General features: G+C 70.4%; 14 protein-coding genes. 5 read left to right on the plus strand and 9 right to left on the minus strand.

Going from position 1 to position 15,128, the window contains the following annotated elements:
- The 5 genes from ACLEQD_RS20540 to ACLEQD_RS20560 all read right to left on the minus strand — a co-directional run.
- On the minus strand, positions 1–340 hold a 340-nt coding region (locus tag ACLEQD_RS20540; RefSeq protein ID WP_410385978.1), incomplete at its 3' end, for an SWIM zinc finger domain-containing protein.
- A complete protein-coding gene (locus ACLEQD_RS20545) occupies positions 333–1,550 on the minus strand; it encodes a VWA domain-containing protein (protein WP_410385979.1) in 1,218 nt (405 codons plus the stop codon). The genes ACLEQD_RS20540 and ACLEQD_RS20545, both read right to left, overlap by 8 nt.
- Positions 1,547–3,889 (minus strand): DUF5682 family protein, encoded by a 2,343-nt coding sequence (locus tag ACLEQD_RS20550; RefSeq protein ID WP_410385980.1) that lies wholly within the window; start codon positions 3,887–3,889, stop codon positions 1,547–1,549. Before ACLEQD_RS20550 ends, ACLEQD_RS20545 begins: the two co-directional genes overlap by 4 nt.
- A complete protein-coding gene (locus ACLEQD_RS20555; RefSeq protein WP_410385981.1) occupies positions 3,889–5,004 on the minus strand; it encodes an ATP-binding protein in 1,116 nt (371 codons plus the stop codon). The genes ACLEQD_RS20550 and ACLEQD_RS20555 overlap by 1 nt, the downstream gene beginning before the upstream one ends.
- A 75-nt stretch (positions 5,005–5,079) precedes the next feature.
- A complete protein-coding gene (locus ACLEQD_RS20560) occupies positions 5,080–5,478 on the minus strand; it encodes a VOC family protein (RefSeq protein ID WP_410385982.1) in 399 nt (132 codons plus the stop codon).
- A gap of 91 nt (positions 5,479–5,569) precedes the next feature.
- Here ACLEQD_RS20560 and ACLEQD_RS20565 point away from each other — a divergent pair, with 91 nt between their 5' ends.
- From ACLEQD_RS20565 to ACLEQD_RS20575, 3 genes are all read left to right on the plus strand, one after another.
- Positions 5,570–6,382 carry a TetR/AcrR family transcriptional regulator C-terminal domain-containing protein gene (locus ACLEQD_RS20565; protein WP_410385983.1) on the plus strand — a complete coding sequence of 271 codons (813 nt, stop codon included), beginning with the start codon at positions 5,570–5,572 and terminating at the stop codon, positions 6,380–6,382.
- 132 nt (positions 6,383–6,514) lie between these two features.
- A complete protein-coding gene (locus ACLEQD_RS20570; protein ID WP_410385984.1) occupies positions 6,515–7,843 on the plus strand; it encodes a ferritin-like domain-containing protein in 1,329 nt (442 codons plus the stop codon).
- 140 nt (positions 7,844–7,983) lie between these two features.
- Complete coding sequence (locus ACLEQD_RS20575) at positions 7,984–9,207, plus strand: hypothetical protein (protein WP_410385985.1); 1,224 nt, start codon at positions 7,984–7,986, stop codon at positions 9,205–9,207.
- Positions 9,208–9,253: 46 nt separating this feature from the next.
- Here the strand turns inward: ACLEQD_RS20575 and ACLEQD_RS20580 are convergent, their stop codons facing one another.
- Positions 9,254–9,820, minus strand: a complete 567-nt coding sequence (locus ACLEQD_RS20580) for a hypothetical protein (protein WP_410385986.1) — start codon at positions 9,818–9,820, stop codon at positions 9,254–9,256.
- 240 nt (positions 9,821–10,060) lie between these two features.
- Between ACLEQD_RS20580 and ACLEQD_RS20585 the strand changes: the two genes are divergently transcribed.
- Positions 10,061–11,326: a C39 family peptidase gene (locus tag ACLEQD_RS20585; RefSeq protein ID WP_410385987.1), complete on the plus strand. Its 1,266-nt coding sequence runs from the start codon at positions 10,061–10,063 to the stop codon at positions 11,324–11,326.
- A gap of 241 nt (positions 11,327–11,567) precedes the next feature.
- A complete protein-coding gene (locus tag ACLEQD_RS20590; protein WP_410385988.1) occupies positions 11,568–13,007 on the plus strand; it encodes a glutamine synthetase family protein in 1,440 nt (479 codons plus the stop codon).
- Here ACLEQD_RS20590 and ACLEQD_RS20595 read toward each other — a convergent pair.
- The 3 genes from ACLEQD_RS20595 to ACLEQD_RS20605 all read right to left on the minus strand — a co-directional run bounded on the left by ACLEQD_RS20595 (position 13,004) and on the right by ACLEQD_RS20605 (position 14,922).
- A complete protein-coding gene (locus ACLEQD_RS20595) occupies positions 13,004–13,852 on the minus strand; it encodes a DUF1206 domain-containing protein (protein WP_410385989.1) in 849 nt (282 codons plus the stop codon). The genes ACLEQD_RS20590 and ACLEQD_RS20595 overlap by 4 nt on opposite strands.
- A gap of 156 nt (positions 13,853–14,008) precedes the next feature.
- Positions 14,009–14,536, minus strand: coding sequence for a LysR substrate-binding domain-containing protein (locus ACLEQD_RS20600; protein WP_410385991.1), 528 nt, complete (start codon positions 14,534–14,536; stop codon positions 14,009–14,011).
- Complete coding sequence (locus ACLEQD_RS20605; protein WP_410385990.1) at positions 14,506–14,922, minus strand: LysR family transcriptional regulator; 417 nt, start codon at positions 14,920–14,922, stop codon at positions 14,506–14,508. The genes ACLEQD_RS20600 and ACLEQD_RS20605 overlap by 31 nt, the downstream gene beginning before the upstream one ends.
- Between the last annotated feature and the right edge of the window lie 206 nt (positions 14,923–15,128).

Here is a 15,128-nt window from a genome sequence, read left to right on the forward strand (position 1 = left end):
CCGCGGGCGCCGCCGGGGCCGCCTCCGCCGTCACGAAGGCCTGCGGGGCCCGGGCCCACGCCACCAGCAGCGCCGCCGCGTGCTTGCAGAAGGGGCGCGAGCGCGCCGCCATGCACGAGCACCGCCCCTTCACGTCCGAGCGCGACTCACCGAACACCAGCGACACCTTGTACGGCGTCGCCCCGGAGCCCGCCGCGTCCGCGAACAGCCGGTTCTCGTAGCGCGACAGGTTGGTGAGCTGCTTGCCGTCGAACAGGGCCGCGCCCTTGGCCAGCTCCGCCTTGTCGCTGATGATCTCCGTCATCCCGCCCATCCCGATGACGGGCCGCACCTCAGCCATGACGCTCCCCCTTCTTGTCGTCGGACGCGAGCAGCGGCGCCAGGTCCTGGTTGCGCATCACCCGCTCCACCACGTCCACCAGCTTGCGCGGCGTGCACCCGAAGCACGGAATCCCCAGCGCGGTGAGCTGCTCCGCCATCGCGTGGTCGTACGACGGCCGCCCGCTGTCCGACAGCGCCAGCAGGCACAGCACCTTGGGGCGTGAGTCCACCAGCTGCCGCAGCCGGGCCACCAGCTCCTCGGCGTTGCCGCCCTCGTACAGGTCGGTGATGAGGATGAAGAGCGTCTTCTCCGGCCGGCGCACGTAGTGCTCCTGCGCGTAGGCCACCGCCCGGTTGATGTCCGTGCCGCCGCCCAGCTGCGCGGAGAAGAGGACCTCCACCGGGTCCGCCAGCACGGGCGTCATGTCGACAATCTCCGTGTCGAACAGCACCAGGCTGGTTCTCAGCACGTCCAGCGACGCGAAGATGGCCGCCATCACGGAGCTGTACACCACGCTCTCCGCCATGGAGCCGGACTGGTCCACCACCAGCGTCACGTCCCACTCGTGGTGACGGCGCTGGTTGGGCCAGAAGTAGAAGCGCTCCGGGATGAGCCGCTTCCTCTCCGGGTCCCAGCCCTTCAGGTTGGAGCGGATGGTCCGGCGCCAGTCGATGTTGCGCGCGATGGGGATGGGGCTCGTCCTGTCCCGCCGCAGCGCCCCCAGCACCGCCGTGCGCAGCGGGGACTCCAGCTTCTTGCGCAGGTCCTCCACCACCTCGCGGATGATGGCGCGCGCGGTGTCCTTGGCCTGCTCCGGGATGAGCCCCCGGGCGCTCACCAGCGTCGTCACCAGCTCCAGGTTCTTGTCCAGGAAGGGCAGCGTCTCCGGCTCGAAGAGCAGCTGCGTGAGCCCCTTGCGCTCGATGGCGTCCTTCTGCACCAGCGCGATGACGTCGTCCTGGAAGAAGTCGCGCAGCGCGCCCAGCCACTTGGGCAGGTACGGCCTGGAGCCGCCCCGGCCCGCGGCGCGCTCGCCGTAGACGAAGGAGAGCGCGTCATCCAGCCCCTCCAGGTCGTCGCCCTTGAGGTCCACCGTGTCCGCGCTGGCGCCCAGCGCGCTCAGGGAAGGGCAGGAGCCCGTCTTCTCCGCCTCTGGCCCCAGCGCCAGCCGCCAGCGCAACAGCGCGTCGCGGTCCTTCGGGTCCAGGTCCTTGGGGTCCACGCTCATAGCAGGTCATCCAGGTCGTCGAGCGCCTTGCCCAGGTCCGCGCTCAGGTCCTTCAGCGTCGCCTTGTCCTTCTCCTCCAGCACCGCCTTCACCGCGCGCCCCTTGTCCTTCAGCTGGCGCACGCCCATCACGTTCTCCATCAGGTAGCGGCGCTCCGTGGCCCCCAGCGCGCCCAGCGCCCGGCGCAGCACCGGCAGGGTCTGCCGGAAGCGCTCGGGCTCCACGCTGACGAGGAAGTCGTCCAGCGCCTTCACCACGTCGCGGCTCTTCACCAGCACCAGCGCGTTCACCTGGAGGAAGCCCTCCAGGTACGCCGCCGCGTCCGCCGGCTCCACCGCCGCCGACAGCCGCCGGCCCACCTCCAGCGCCACGTCCGCCTCCGGCAGCTCGCGCGCCAGGTACAAGAGGCCCGTGGCCAGCCCCGACGTCGCGGGGTGCACCGCGTGGCTCGCCATCAGCCCGCGCGCCTCCACGAACCAGCCCTCCTTGTCCGCGCGCGGCTGGGACAGCGCCACCTCGTGCAGCGTGCGCAGCGCGTCCAGCACCGCGAGCACCGCCTCCGGAGCGCAGGCGCTGGCGTCGCGCACGCGCAGGAGCGCCCGGCCGAAGGTCTTCTCCCCCAGCGCGGCCACCGCCTCGTCGCCCACGTCCGAGTGCGCGCGCGAGGTGCCATAGGCCATCAGCCCCGACAGCGCCCGCGCCGCGGACGCGAGCGACGGCAGGTCCGCGTCCGTGGCCGCGTGCGCGTCACAGACCTTCAGCGCCTGGGCCACCGTCTGGGAGCAGCCGGTGATGACTGACTCCAGCAGCACGTCCGCCGCCTGGGCCGTCGTCCTCGCCTGGGTCAGCCGCTCCTGGAGCACGCGCGTCGTCACGGCCTCCAGCGAGTCGCCCAGGACAATCTTCTCCACCAGCGCCACGTCCGTGGACGGCGTCCACTGCGCCTGCCACGCCTCGCGCACCCGGGTGAGCGCCGCGTAGCCGCCGGCCTCCGCCTCCCCGCCCTGCTTGCGCGACGAGCCCGTGCCGGACAGCGTGGCGTACGGGATGCCCGCCACGCGCAGCCGGTGGAGGAACACCGAGGAGCCCACCTCCACCGGGTTGTTGAGCCGCAGCGTGAACGTCTCCGGGCTGTCCGTGCGCGGCAGCCGCCGCTCGCCCACCTCGCGCCAGAACTCCGCCTGGAGCGAGTTCTGCCCGATGCGGCTCGCCACCTGCCCCACCTCATGGCCGATGACGCTCTTCCACAGGAAGCCGTCCACGTGCGTCGCGTCGCCCCGGCACAGCGTGGCGACCGTGGCCTCGCGCAGCTCGTCCAGGCCCGGGGCGCTCTTCTCGCGCAGGTCCGACAGCGTCACCGCCAGCCGGTACGCCTCCAGCACGTCCGACAGCGACGCGGAGAAGCCGCGCATCCGCAGGTGCGCCGCGAAGTCCAGCAGCACCTCCAGCGTGGCCCGCCGGAAGTCGCAGTTCGCCTCGTGGGCCTTCTGGTAGAAGTGCGGCGCCCGGTTGCCCGCGCCGTACCCCAGCTGCTCCGACAGGCGCGGGAAGCTGTACGGAATCACCGTCACCGCGCACGGCCCGGCCCGCGGCAGCTTCGCCTCCTCCGCCGGGTCCACGCGCTTCGCCAGGAAGGCCGCGATGTGGGCCGCGCCCGCCACCACCGCCACCTTCTCCGGCGCCACGCCGCCCGCCACCACCTCCAGCACCTTGCGCGCCATGAAGGCGTCGCGCTGGCCGTGATAGGCCAGCCGGGGCCCCGCGTTGAGGACCTCCGCCCAGGCGATGAGCAGCGGCTGGAACTGCTCCGGGCTCCAGTCCGGCGCCTCGAAGGACGCCTCCCAGAACTCCTCGAAGGAGCGGTAGCCGTGCGAGCGCGCGAACGCCTCCGTCACCGGCACCACCGGCTCCTCCTCCAGAGCGGCCGGAGCCGTCCCGGGGGCCTCGGGCGCATCCGGCCCCGTGGCCTCCGCCTCCAGGCCCAGGCCGGGCGCCTGGCGGTCCACCGCGAGGCTCACGCCCACCGGGATGTCGATGAACTCCGCCCGCGCGCCGTTCGCCCGGGCCCACTTCAGCGCCTGGTACTCCGGCGAATAGGCCGCGAAGGGCCACAGCGAGGAGGACGGCGTGCCATCCGTGCGGTACCCCAGGATGGCCACGGGCGGCCGGGTCTGCGCGTCGCACAGCACGTCCACCAGCGCGGTGGCGTCGCAGGGGCCCTCCACGAGGACCACCTCCGGCTTCACCCGCTCCAGCCACTTCAGGAGCACGGCGGTGGTGCGCGGCGAGTGGTGACGGACCGGGAAGTGCCGCACCCGGGAGAGCAGGGCGAAGTCCATCAGCCCCTCAGGAGCTTCTTGCTCGCGGTGTACAGCTCCTTCCACGGGCCCGAGCGGCTCTTGGCCACCGTCTCCATGTACTCGCGCAGCGCCTTCACGTCGTCCTCCTGCTCCTTCACCACCGCGCCCACCAGCGACGCCGCCAGCTCCTGCGACGTCACCGTCCCGGAGCCGAACTGCTGCGCGAGGATGGAGCTGTTGAACAGCACGCTGATGGCCTCCGCCGTGGACAGCACCGCCCCGGGCGTGCGCACCTTCGTCTTGCCGTCCTTCGTCACGCCCTTGCGCAGCTCGTGGAAGAGCGTCAGCAGCACGCGCGACAGCTCCTCCGGCGGCGGCACGCCCACCTGGTAGTCCGTGCGCAGCTCCGCCTCGCGCTTGGTGACGATTTGGATCTCCTGCTCCAGGTCCTCCACCACCGGCACGGTGACGAAGTTGAAGCGGCGCTTGAGCGCGGCGCTCATCTCGTTGACGCCGCGGTCGCGCGTGTTCGCGGTGGCGATGAGGTTGAAGCCGCGCTGCGCGCTCGTCACCTCCCCCAGCTCCGGCACCGACACCTGCTTCTCCGACAGGATGGAGATGAGCGAGTCCTGGATCTCCGGCGACGTGCGCGTCACCTCTTCAAAGCGGGCGAACTTGCCCGTGCGCATGGCGCGCAGGATGGGCGACGGCACCAGCGCCTCCGGCGTGGGCCCCTGCGCGAGCAAGAGCGCGTAGTTCCACGAGTACTTGATGTGGTCCTCGCTGGTCCCCGCCGTGCCCTGGACGACGAGCGCGGACGTGCCGCTGATGGCCGCGGACAGGTGCTCCGACAGCCAGCTCTTCGCGGTGCCCGGCTCGCCCACCAGCATCAGCGCGCGGTCCGACGCGAGCGTCGCGATGCACACCTGGATGAGCCCCTTGTCGCCCACGTACTTCGGCGTGATGGCCACGCCGCCCACGGGCTTGGGGCTGCCCAGGATGTACGTCTCCACCGCGCGAGGCGACAGCGCCCAACCCGGTGGGCGGGGCTTGTCGTCCTGCGCGGCGAGGGCGTCCAGCTCGTTCTTGTACTTCGCTTCGGCAGGCAGGCGGATGTCCGGCATGAGCTGCACGCTATCCACTCGGTCTGACATCCGGCAAACGTCCTGGCTGCCTCCCAGGCCGGCTCCGGAACTGGAGACCTTCCTACCCGACGGTGCGCCCGGAGCTCAGGCCGTGGTGCCTGGCGCGTGCATCCACTGCACGAGCTGGACGATGACGCCGTTCGCGTCGGCGACCTGGAAGTAGCGCTCGCCCCAGGCCTCCGTCTCGATGGGCGTCAGGATGTTCACGCCCTCCGCCTGGATGCGCGCGTACTCCGCGTCGATGTCGTCCACGACGAACGCGACGATGAGCCCGTCCGCCCGGCGCGTCTTGAGCGACTCCGGCTTGAGCGTCTTCAGGCCCGTGCGCAGGTAGATGACGTTGAAGCCCACGTCGGGCCGGCTCAGCGACACGAAGCCGTCCGCGGCCATCGCCTCCGTGAAGCCGAAGTGGCGCTTCAGGAAGAAGGCGGAGGCCTCCACGTCATCGACGTTCAGGGACACGGCGGAAGCGGTGACGCGCATGGACGGTTCCTCCCCACGGGTTCGACGGCCCAATCTACGTACACAGTACGGAGTTGCACGTCAAGGTCGCGGCGTTGGAAGAATCCGGCGCATGGCATCGCATCGCAGCAGCATGGGAGACCCCACGCGGACGCTGGAGCTGTTGTGGCGGGAGTCCCTGCCCGCGAAGGGCCAGCGCGGTCCGAAGCAGGCGCTCACCGTCACCGCCGTCGTCGAGGCGGCGGTGGCGCTGGCGGACGCGCAGGGGCTGGACGCGGTGACGATGCGGGCGCTGGCGGGGAGGCTGGGCATCGCGCCCATGGCGCTCTACACCTATGTGCCGGGGCGGGCGGAGCTCATCGACGTGATGCTCGACACCCTCTACGCGGGCATGGCCCGGCGCAAGCCGAAGGCCCGGGACTGGCGCTCGCGGCTGGAGGCCGTGGCGCATGACAACCGCGCCCTGTTCACCGCACACCCGTGGCTCGCGGACGTGTCCACCACGCGCCCGCCCCTGGGCCCGGGCCAGCTGGCCAAGTACGAGTACGAGCTCCAGGCCCTGGAAGGCGTGGGCCTGGACGACGTGGCGCAGGACGCCGCGTTGACGTTCGTGCTGGGCTTCGTGGAGTCCTCCGCCCGCGCGGCCTCGGACCAGCGCGCCGCGCGGCTGGAGTCACGGATGAGTGACGGGGACTGGTGGGAGGCGAACGCGCCCCTGCTCACGCGCATGTTCGATGCCGAGCGCTACCCCACCGCGTCCCGGGTGGGCTCCGCCGCGGGCGCGGCCCATGGTGCCGCGTACGACCCGGACCATGCCTATGCCTTCGGCCTGGAGCGCATCCTGGACGGGCTGGCCGTGCTCATTGAACGGCCGCGCGCCGCTCGCCCCCCGGCCCGGAAGACGCCCCGGAAGCGCGGCGGCTAGGTCCTGCCCCCTCAACTTTCCGAGTCCTTCTCAGCTTTCCAAGCGGTGCGGACGGGGTGCCCTCCTGGGAAGACCTGTTGGCATCCGCATTGCTCAGTGCCCGGACACACCGTTTGCCTTGGAGTCGTGTCCGTGAACATCCATCGACTGCGCCGTCTCTTCTCGCGGGCCCTGCACGCCTCGCTCGCCACGCCCCTGGTGCTGGCGGGCTGTGGCACGGAAGGGAGCACGGACCTGACGGGCTATTCGGAAATCGCGTGCACGGACCAGGGGCTCGCCGTCAGTGACCTGACGCTGACCCCGGCGCCGGACTTCGTGCAGCTCCGTTACATCGGCACCAATGGGGGTCAGCCCATGGGGACCTACACCTCGTCGTCGTCCTCCGGTGAGGCGTGCGCGACGGCCACGGACGTCCCCGCGTGCCAGGAGGCGCTGGTGAACGCGACCGTCACCGCCGGCTTCCATCACGTCTGCCTGGACTTCTGCACGGACGCCTTCCTGGTGACGACCCGGGGCGACGAGGTGAAGACGCACGCGACGCTGGCGGAGCTCCAGCAGGTGCTGGGCACGGTGGACACCGAACAGGAGGCGGTGCTCAAGACCTTCGCGGCGGGCTACTCCCTGCTCTGCGGCAAGAAGGAGCACGGCGCGGTGAAGAAGAACGCGGATGGCAGCTTCAACGTCATCGGCACGAAGGGCTACGCCTGCGGGCCGGGCACGGAGCTGACCCAGCACGTGGTGAAGGTGACCGCCTCCGGTGAGGTCCTGGAGCAGGAGAAGCGCGTCCTGGAGAAGGGGGACCCCAACTGCAACATCGGCCGGCGGCCGGTGGGGCTCCAGGTGGCCGAAGCGTGCCAGAGCCCGGAGGCGCTGGGACGCTACTTCGCGGACGCGGCGCACCTGGAGGCGGCGTCGGTCCACGCGTTCCTGCGGCTGCGGGATGAGCTGGAGCTGCACGGCGCGGACGTGGGCCTCCAGGACGCGGCGCGCCGCAGCGCCATGGAGGAGGTCCAGCACGCCCGGGTGACGGACCGGCTCGCGCGGCGCTTCGGTGGCACGCCCCAGCGGCCGGTGGTGGCGGAGCTGCCCCCGCGCTCGCTCGTGGACGTGGCGCTGGAGAACGCGGTGGAGGGCTGCGTGAGGGAGACGTATGGCGCGCTGCTCGCCCACCACCAGGCGCTGCATGCGCGGGACCTGGAGGTGCGCGAGGCCATGGTCCGCATCGCGGAGGACGAGACGCGGCACGCGGCGCTGTCGTGGGACATCGACCAGTGGGCCCGGCCGCGCCTGTCCGCCCAGGAGCGTGAGGCCCTGCGCGAGGCGCAGAAGCGCGCGGTGGCGCTCCTGCGGGAGGAGGTCCTGGTGCCGCTGGACGCGAGCATCATCACGGAGGCGGGCATGCCCACGCCGGAGGCGGCGCTGGCGCTGCTGGACACGCTGGAGCAGGACCTCTGGGCGTGAGCACATGGGGGGTCGTCGGAATCCAAGGTTGGCGGGTTCGGCCAGGACGCTGATACCCTGACCTGGCGGTCTGCTCCCGCCCCGCCTTGTCTGACAAAGGAATTCCGATGCCCGGCGACGTGCTTGTGATTCCAGTTCCCGTGATCCCGGATCCCATCGTCTTCCCGGAGGACCCCTACTGGAAGGAGGCGGAAAGGCAGCAACAGGAGGCCTGGCGTTTCGTCCAGAAGACGCTTCGCGAGACCGGCATGCTCCCCAAGTGGGAGCTGTTCATGCGCAACCCCAAGTTCGCCGCGGCGGTGGCGGCGGAGGCGGAGCGCATCCTCGGCGAGGCGGCGGACGAGCTCGCGAAGCGGCGCGGCATCGAATACGGCATCCTGCTGCAGCTCCAGGCCCACTACGAAGCCCAGCGCAAGGCCCGGATCAAGCGTCTCCAGGTGGAGCCCCGGGGCCTGGGGGGATTGCGTGGCGAGCACGCCTCCGAGCAGGCGCAGAACACGACCTACGGCAAGGGCGCCGAGCTCCGGTCCAATCTCAAGCATTGGGCCAAGGGACGGCGGACCGGGGACCGGCTCGTCATCGTGGGCACCCTGTCCGGCGCGGAGCTGAAGGAAGTGCTCAAGGCCTTTGATCCGCGTGTCAGCCTGAGTGAAATCCGGGACGAGGAGACCTACGGCGGGGACCTGCTCGTCATTGGGCTGGAGACGCGCAACCCCCACCAGCGGCGGCTCTGGGGCCGGCACGAGCGGTACTCCGCCACCAAGACGGTGCAGATGAAGTGGGGCGAGACGACGGACCCCAACGGGATGCTCAAGATGATCACCTACGCGGGGATCCAGCTCGCCGGTCTGCGTGACGAGCGGCCCGTGCCGGGAAGCCTCCGGGTCATCTCGGTCGGGGTCCTGAACCCTGCCCACCCCTGGAACACCCTGGATGGCACCTCCGCGGCCATGCTCATCCCCTATCTGGAGGGCGCGTTCGCGGGCGGCCTGAACCAGGGCTTCTCCGTGCCTCGCGAAGGGCTCCATGGGCACGTGGATCGCATCGTCATCCGCACCCAGAACTGGACCTTCCGCTTCGCCATCGAAGGCAACCGGATCTGCTTCGCCTCCGCGACCCATGCGCCCAATCAACACGCGGAGCTGCTCGCCGAGCCGCGGCCCGCCAAGAACATCAGCGGTGAGCGCCGGGGGATGTTGATCATCGGCAGGGGAAAGGGCGGCGCCTTCATCCAGGTGACGGATGGGAAGGCGGGGCAGAAGACGTTCAAGCTCGACGTCCCCCCCAGCGGGCTCAACCACCAGGACCCGGTCGTCTTCACGGTCGACCCGAAGGGCAACGTGACGAGCATCCGCAGGGCGTAGGGTGGCCCGCCTTCGCTCACCGGGGGTGTGCGCCTGGCGGGCGGGGCTACACGTCCCAGGGCGCGATTGGCTTCGGCTCGGGAGCAAAGGAATTGGGCAGCTTTCCCCCGGCGCCCGCGTTGAAGCACCACCAATCCTTGTCCGCGACCCCGGCACCGCCCCCCGTCGGGACGGGGTAGGCCGTGGCGATGACGAGCTTGCCGGGCGCTTCCTTCTTGAGCGTGGGGCCCAGGGGACGCGCGGCGTCCATCAGCGTGACGACGACGTAGTCCACCTGGAAGTCATGAAACCGCTGCTCGTCGTTCCTCCGCTCGGAGGCGGAGGTGATGAGGGCCGCGGCGGTGCGGGAGTACAGGTTGATGCCTCCCGGCCTGCCCAGCAGGTGGCCCAGCGCATCGGCGCCGGCCTCCGTGTTCAAGGCGGCGGTGATCGCCAGGATGGAGTCCTCCGGGCTGGCGAACATGCTGTGGCCCTCCACGCGTTTGCCCCACTCGCCATAGAGGTGGTCGTCCTGGGTCACATGGCCGAAGATGCGCTCGTTGCGCATGTGCTGCTCCGCATGGGACGCGCGCTCATGCTGGGTCACCTGGGTCTCCACCAGCGTTCCCAGCACGGAGACAACCAGGGCCCCGGTCACCTCCCGGTTCAGTGCGAGGGTCCGGAAATTCGCGATGGTTTCGTGGAAGGGCATGAGGGCACAAAGGCAAGCGCGTGCGTCCATTCCCTGTCAAGGGCGGGCCACTGCACCTGGATGCCAGACCGTGCAGGAGTCCCAATCCTGTTTCATACGCTTGACTCAACCGGACTTTCCAGGAATCCACCTTGAGGGCCTACACCGGCCTTTGAGAGAATCGTGCGCGTGAACGCCCGCGCTCGCGTCCTCTCCGCCGTCCTGCTGGCCTCCTGCATCTGGGCCTGCGCCTCCTCGCCGCCGTCGGCCTCTCCGGACGCGACCCCGGAAGCAGGCTCGCCCGCGCGCCTCTGGCAGAAGACGGCCGTGACGGGCGACCTCGCGCGCTTCTCCCGCGACGGCACCCGCGTCACCGCCGAGGGCGCGCTGGAGCTGGACCCGTCCACCGCCAAGGAAGGCAGCGACCCCTTCCCCGCGGGCGGCTGGCTGGACGGCGGCAGCTTCTACAACGGCGGCACCTTCCGCTTCGGCACCGCCACCTCCGAGGTCCAGTCCGTCCCCGGCGGCTTCGACAGCGTGGTGCCGTCCTTCGACGCCCAGACGCCTCCCGGCACCTGGGTGAAGCTCACCGTGTCCGCCCGCGTCGAGGGCACCTGGACAAAGGACTACGAGCTGGGCGTCTGGGCCTTCGACACCACCACCGTCGCCCGCCACAGCGTGGACGGCCAGGGCGACGCCGACGGCAACGTCTCCACCGACACCCTCAACCTCAAGCGCCGCGCGGACGCCCTGCGCGTCACCGTCCACCTCTTCTCCGAACGCGCGGACTCGAGCCCCCGCGTCCGGGCGCTCGCCGCCGCCGTCACCGACACGCGCCTGACGCCCCAGGACGCCACGTCGGACCGGACCGCGTGGGGCGTCGTGCTCGACGTGCCGGGCTACTCGCAGATGATCTACCCCGACGGCGGCGAGGTCTGGTGCTCCCCCACGTCCACCACCATGCTGCTCGGCTACTGGAGCCGGAGGCTGGGCCGCGCGGACCTGGAGCACCCCGTGCCCACCGCCGCCGCCCACACCTATGACTGGGTCTACCAGGGCACCGGCAACTGGAGCTTCAACACCGCCTACGCCGCCGGCATGGCCAACGGCGCGCTGCACGGACTCGTCGCCCGCTTCGACTCCTTCGCCCCCGTGGAGCGCCTCGTCGCCGCTGGCATCCCCGTCAGCATCAGCATCGCCTACGAACCCGGGGAGCTCCCCGGCGGCGCCGCCCGCCGCACCGACGGCCACCTCATCGTCGTGAAGGGCTTCACCGACTCCGGCGACGTCGTCGTCAACGACCCTGCTTTCGGCTCCAACGAAACCACCAGCGCCACCTACCCCCGCGCCGCGCTGTGGCGCGCCTGGCAGCACTCCCGGGGGGCCGCGTACGTGCTCTGGCCGGCCGGCACGCCCCTGCCCGCGCAGGGGCTCGTCCCCCTCCCGTAGCCCGGGCGTCCAGATGCGGACACGCGGCCAACGCAGCGCGGCGCGCAGTGTCCACTGGCCGGGGCGTCAGGCCTCCCGTCCCTTGACGTTTCGTCCCCGGTGGGCGGCCCGACAAGCTCTTTAGCCTTCAGTCCGCAGAATTTAGGCTTGATTTCGCGTCACGGAATGTAAATACCTGCGCCCGTGCTTTTGATGTCTCCGCCGGTATTCCGGAACCGGGGACACGCCTGGAGGCAGGACCATGGAGCAGAAGCCGCTGCGGGACTTCCTGGAGATTCCCTACGACGAGCTGGAGGAGCTCAACCTCCGGGTGAAGGAGCAGCGCATCCAGCGCGAGTCGGCGGACAAGGTTCGCGAGGAGCGGATCAAGTACCTGAAGGACGAGAAGCGCATCAAGGCCATCACCGTGTGCTTCACCGACCTGGAAGGTCGGCTGCACATGCTGGACTACGACAAGAAGTTCCTCCTCAAGAGCGCGGACAACCTCACCTTCGACGGCTCGTCCATCCGCGGCTTCTCCGCGCAGGCGGAGAGCGACCTGCGCCTGAACGTGGACTGGAGCGCGTTCTACTGGCTGCCGTCCGACATCTTCGGCCCCGGCAAGGTGCTGGCGTTCTGCGAGGTGCTGGAGCGCGACGGCACGCCGTACCACTCGGACATGCGCGGGCAGCTCAAGCGCGCCACCGAGCAGCTGTTCCAGAAGGACGGCACCGTGTTCCACGCGGCGCCCGAAATCGAGGGCTTCCTCTTCAAGAACCGTGACGCCGAGCGCCACTACCACGAAGAGGGCAAGTTCGAGTTCATCTCCATCGGCGGCTACTACCACGCGCTGCCGGGCGACCCGCTGCGCACCTTCATCGACAAGGCCGCGGAAGCGCAGCGCGCCATGGGCTTCCAGAACGAGAAGGACCACCCGGAGGTGGCGCCCTCCCAGTTCGAGATGAACTTCTCCTACAGCGAGGCGCTGGTCGCCGCCGACCAGATCCAGCTCTACAAGCTGCTCTGCCGCCAGGTCGCCGCGCAGCAGGGGCTGACGGCCAGCTTCCTGCCCAAGCCCGTCACCGGCGTGAACGGCAACGGCATGCACATCAACATGTCGCTGTCGAAGAACAACAAGAACCTGTTCTACGACAAGGGCGGCCAGGACAACCTGTCGGCGATGGGCTGGGAGTTCATCGACCGCATCCTGACCAACGCGAACGACATCTGCCTGGTCCTCAACTCCAGCGTGAACGCGTACCGCCGGCTGGACCCGCACTACGAGGCGCCCAACCAGATCAAGGCCTCCGCGAACAACCGCGGCGCCATGGTGCGCATCCCGTTCGGCAACGAGCGCAGCGCGCGCATCGAGTGCCGCTCCGTGGCGCCGGACGCGAACCCGTACATGGTCCTCTTCACGCTGCTGAAGACGGGCCTGGAGGGGCCGCAGCCGCAGGAGGACGCGGAGACCAAGCGCAGCCGCACGCGCTTCCTGCCGGACAACATCTACGACGCGGTGCGCTTCTTCAAGGGCAGCCAGTTCATCGCGCAGACGCTGGGTGAGCAGGTGCAGGGCAAGTACGCGGAGCTGAAGGTGGCCTCCGCGGACCGCTGCCCCAAGCAGCTGGGCACCCGCGTGAAGGACGCGGAGATCCAGTTCCACCACGAGGTGACCAACCAGTACCTCTGGAACCTCTTCTAGAACCGGCGGTAGCGCGCCTGGAGGAACAGGTAGGCGGCGTAGGCCACCAGGCCCGCCGCCACCACCCCCAGGAGCACGCCGCCCGCGGGTTGGCGGGCGACGACGGCCAGGGCCTCACCCAGGCCCTTGGCCTCTCCCGGGTTGGAGTTCACGCCCGCGAGCACCAGGAAGCCGCCGATGACGGCGAACACGACGCCACGCGCGGCGATGCCGAACTGGCACATCCGCTCCACGCGGTGTCGATGCGCCGCCGCCTGGCCCGTGAGCGAGAGCTTCTCCCGGAACTTCCCCTTCCACGCCGAGTGGAACTGCTTCAGGGCGAAGCCGATGATGCCCAGCCCCACCAGCACCACCAGGACGCGGCCGAAGGGCTGCTCCATCAGCGTCGCCGTCCAGCCCTGCGTGCTCTTGCCCCTCCCCCGTGACGCGCCCACCACGGTCTTCAGCGCGAACAGCGCCAGCGAGCCGTAGAGGACGCCGCTCACGAAGTACATGGCGCGCGCGGCAATGCCCTTCGCGTCCGTGCCCTTGTTCTCCGTGTCCGCGAACGCCTGCGCGAAGCGCCAGATGACGTAGCCCACCAGCCCCACCGCCAGCAGTGACAGCAGCGCGATGCCGAAGGGCCCGTGCGCCACGGTGGCCACCGCGCCGTGGCTGTCCGTCGTGCGGCCGCCCTCCCCCGCCACGAGCTTCAGCGCGAGCACGCCGATGATGGCGTACACCGCGCCCTTCGCCGCGTAGCCCATGCGGCCCAGCTTCTTCGCCCACGGGTGGCTCGCGGCCTCCTTCGCGCCACGCGACAGCCGCTCCATGTCCGGCCCACGCATCACGTCCATCGTCGCCATGTGGATGCTCCTCCCGTCCCTCACCCAGGACCGAAGGAAAGGGTGCGCATCCAATGGCCCGGACGGACGCAGGGCGCCTCCCCCGGTTCCCCTTCCCGGCGGGGAGCGGAGGGCCCGGCTGGCTGCCTGCTCGGAGGAACTCCGGGGCCGTCCCCTTCAGGCCTGCCGGAACAGCTGCGTGCGCGCCGCGTCGGAGATGGCGACCGCCGCGGGGTGCCGCAGCCGCCGCTCGACGGTGAGCGCGTAGAAGTGCTCGCGCACCGCGTCCACGTGGCCCACCACCTCCACGTCGTACTGGGAGCGGATCTCCGCCTCGATGACGGAGGGGCCCGGGAAGACGCCCTCGCCGGCCTGCCCGAAGGCCTTCATCAACGCGCTGTCCTGGAACTCGCCCCGGACGCGGGGGCGCACCCCCTGCGCCTCCAGCCACTGCATGAGCGAGCGCCGTGACGGCGCGACCTCCGCCAGGAGCAGGAAGGGGGCTCCGTCCAGCGACCTCGGGAAGCCGCGGCGCAGGGACGCCGCGAGCCGCGCGGTCGCGAACAGCGTCGTCCCGCACTCGCCCAGCAGGTGGTTGTAGGCGCGGATGCCGGAGGCGGGCGGCACGGGCGAGTCCGACAGCACGAGGTCCAGCGCGTGCTGGGACAGGTCGCTCAGCAGCTTCTCCGTCCGGTCTCGGTGCAGATGAGCTGCACCTCGTCGGACATCCGCATCGCGGGCTCCAGCAGCCGGTGCGCGATGAGCTTCGGCATCACCTCCGACACGCCCACCAGCAGCTTGCGCGGACGCGCCGTGGGCAGCCCCTTCAGCCCGTTCTGCAGCTCGTTGCCCAGCGTGAAGATTTCATCCGCGTAGCGGTAGACGTAGCGGCCCACCTCCGTGAGCACGAGCTTGCGGCCGGCGCGCTCGAACAGCTTCTCTCCCAGGGCCTGCTCGAGGGCCCGCACCTGCCCCGTCACCGTGGGCTGGCTGAGCCGCAGCTTGCGCCCCGCGGCCACGACACCGCCCTCGCGCACGACCGTCCAGAAGTACAGCAGGTGGTGGTAGTTGAGCCAGTCCATCGCCGCCATATATCGGCTTTCCTGTGGCTTCGGCGCACCAATTACCTATTTGCCGATATATCGCCGGGCTCGTATCTCCAGGGCCGGCGCAACGGACGGGGCCCGCGTCCCCATCCGCGCCCGGAGGAAGTCCATGCGCGGCACCCCCAGACAGCACCCCCCGGGCCCCGGGAGCGACGTGAGCGGGGAGCCCCGCGCCCGCGGGTCCTGGCGCG

Source organism: Corallococcus sp. 4LFB (genome assembly GCF_046520365.1).
Lineage (GTDB): Bacteria > Myxococcota > Myxococcia > Myxococcales > Myxococcaceae > Corallococcus > Corallococcus caeni.

Coding starts and splice junctions, on each gene's coding strand:
- ACLEQD_RS20545 (WP_410385979.1), bottom strand. CDS start 1,550: ATGAGCGTGGACCCCAAGGACCTGGACCCGAAGGACCGCGACGCGCTG.
- ACLEQD_RS20550 (WP_410385980.1), bottom strand. CDS start 3,889: ATGGACTTCGCCCTGCTCTCCCGGGTGCGGCACTTCCCGGTCCGTCAC.
- ACLEQD_RS20555 (WP_410385981.1), bottom strand. CDS start 5,004: ATGTCAGACCGAGTGGATAGCGTGCAGCTCATGCCGGACATCCGCCTG.
- ACLEQD_RS20560 (WP_410385982.1), bottom strand. CDS start 5,478: ATGCGCGTCACCGCTTCCGCCGTGTCCCTGAACGTCGATGACGTGGAG.
- ACLEQD_RS20565 (WP_410385983.1), top strand. CDS start 5,570: ATGGCATCGCATCGCAGCAGCATGGGAGACCCCACGCGGACGCTGGAG.
- ACLEQD_RS20590 (WP_410385988.1), top strand. CDS start 11,568: ATGGAGCAGAAGCCGCTGCGGGACTTCCTGGAGATTCCCTACGACGAG.
- ACLEQD_RS20595 (WP_410385989.1), bottom strand. CDS start 13,852: ATGGCGACGATGGACGTGATGCGTGGGCCGGACATGGAGCGGCTGTCG.
- ACLEQD_RS20605 (WP_410385990.1), bottom strand. CDS start 14,922: ATGGCGGCGATGGACTGGCTCAACTACCACCACCTGCTGTACTTCTGG.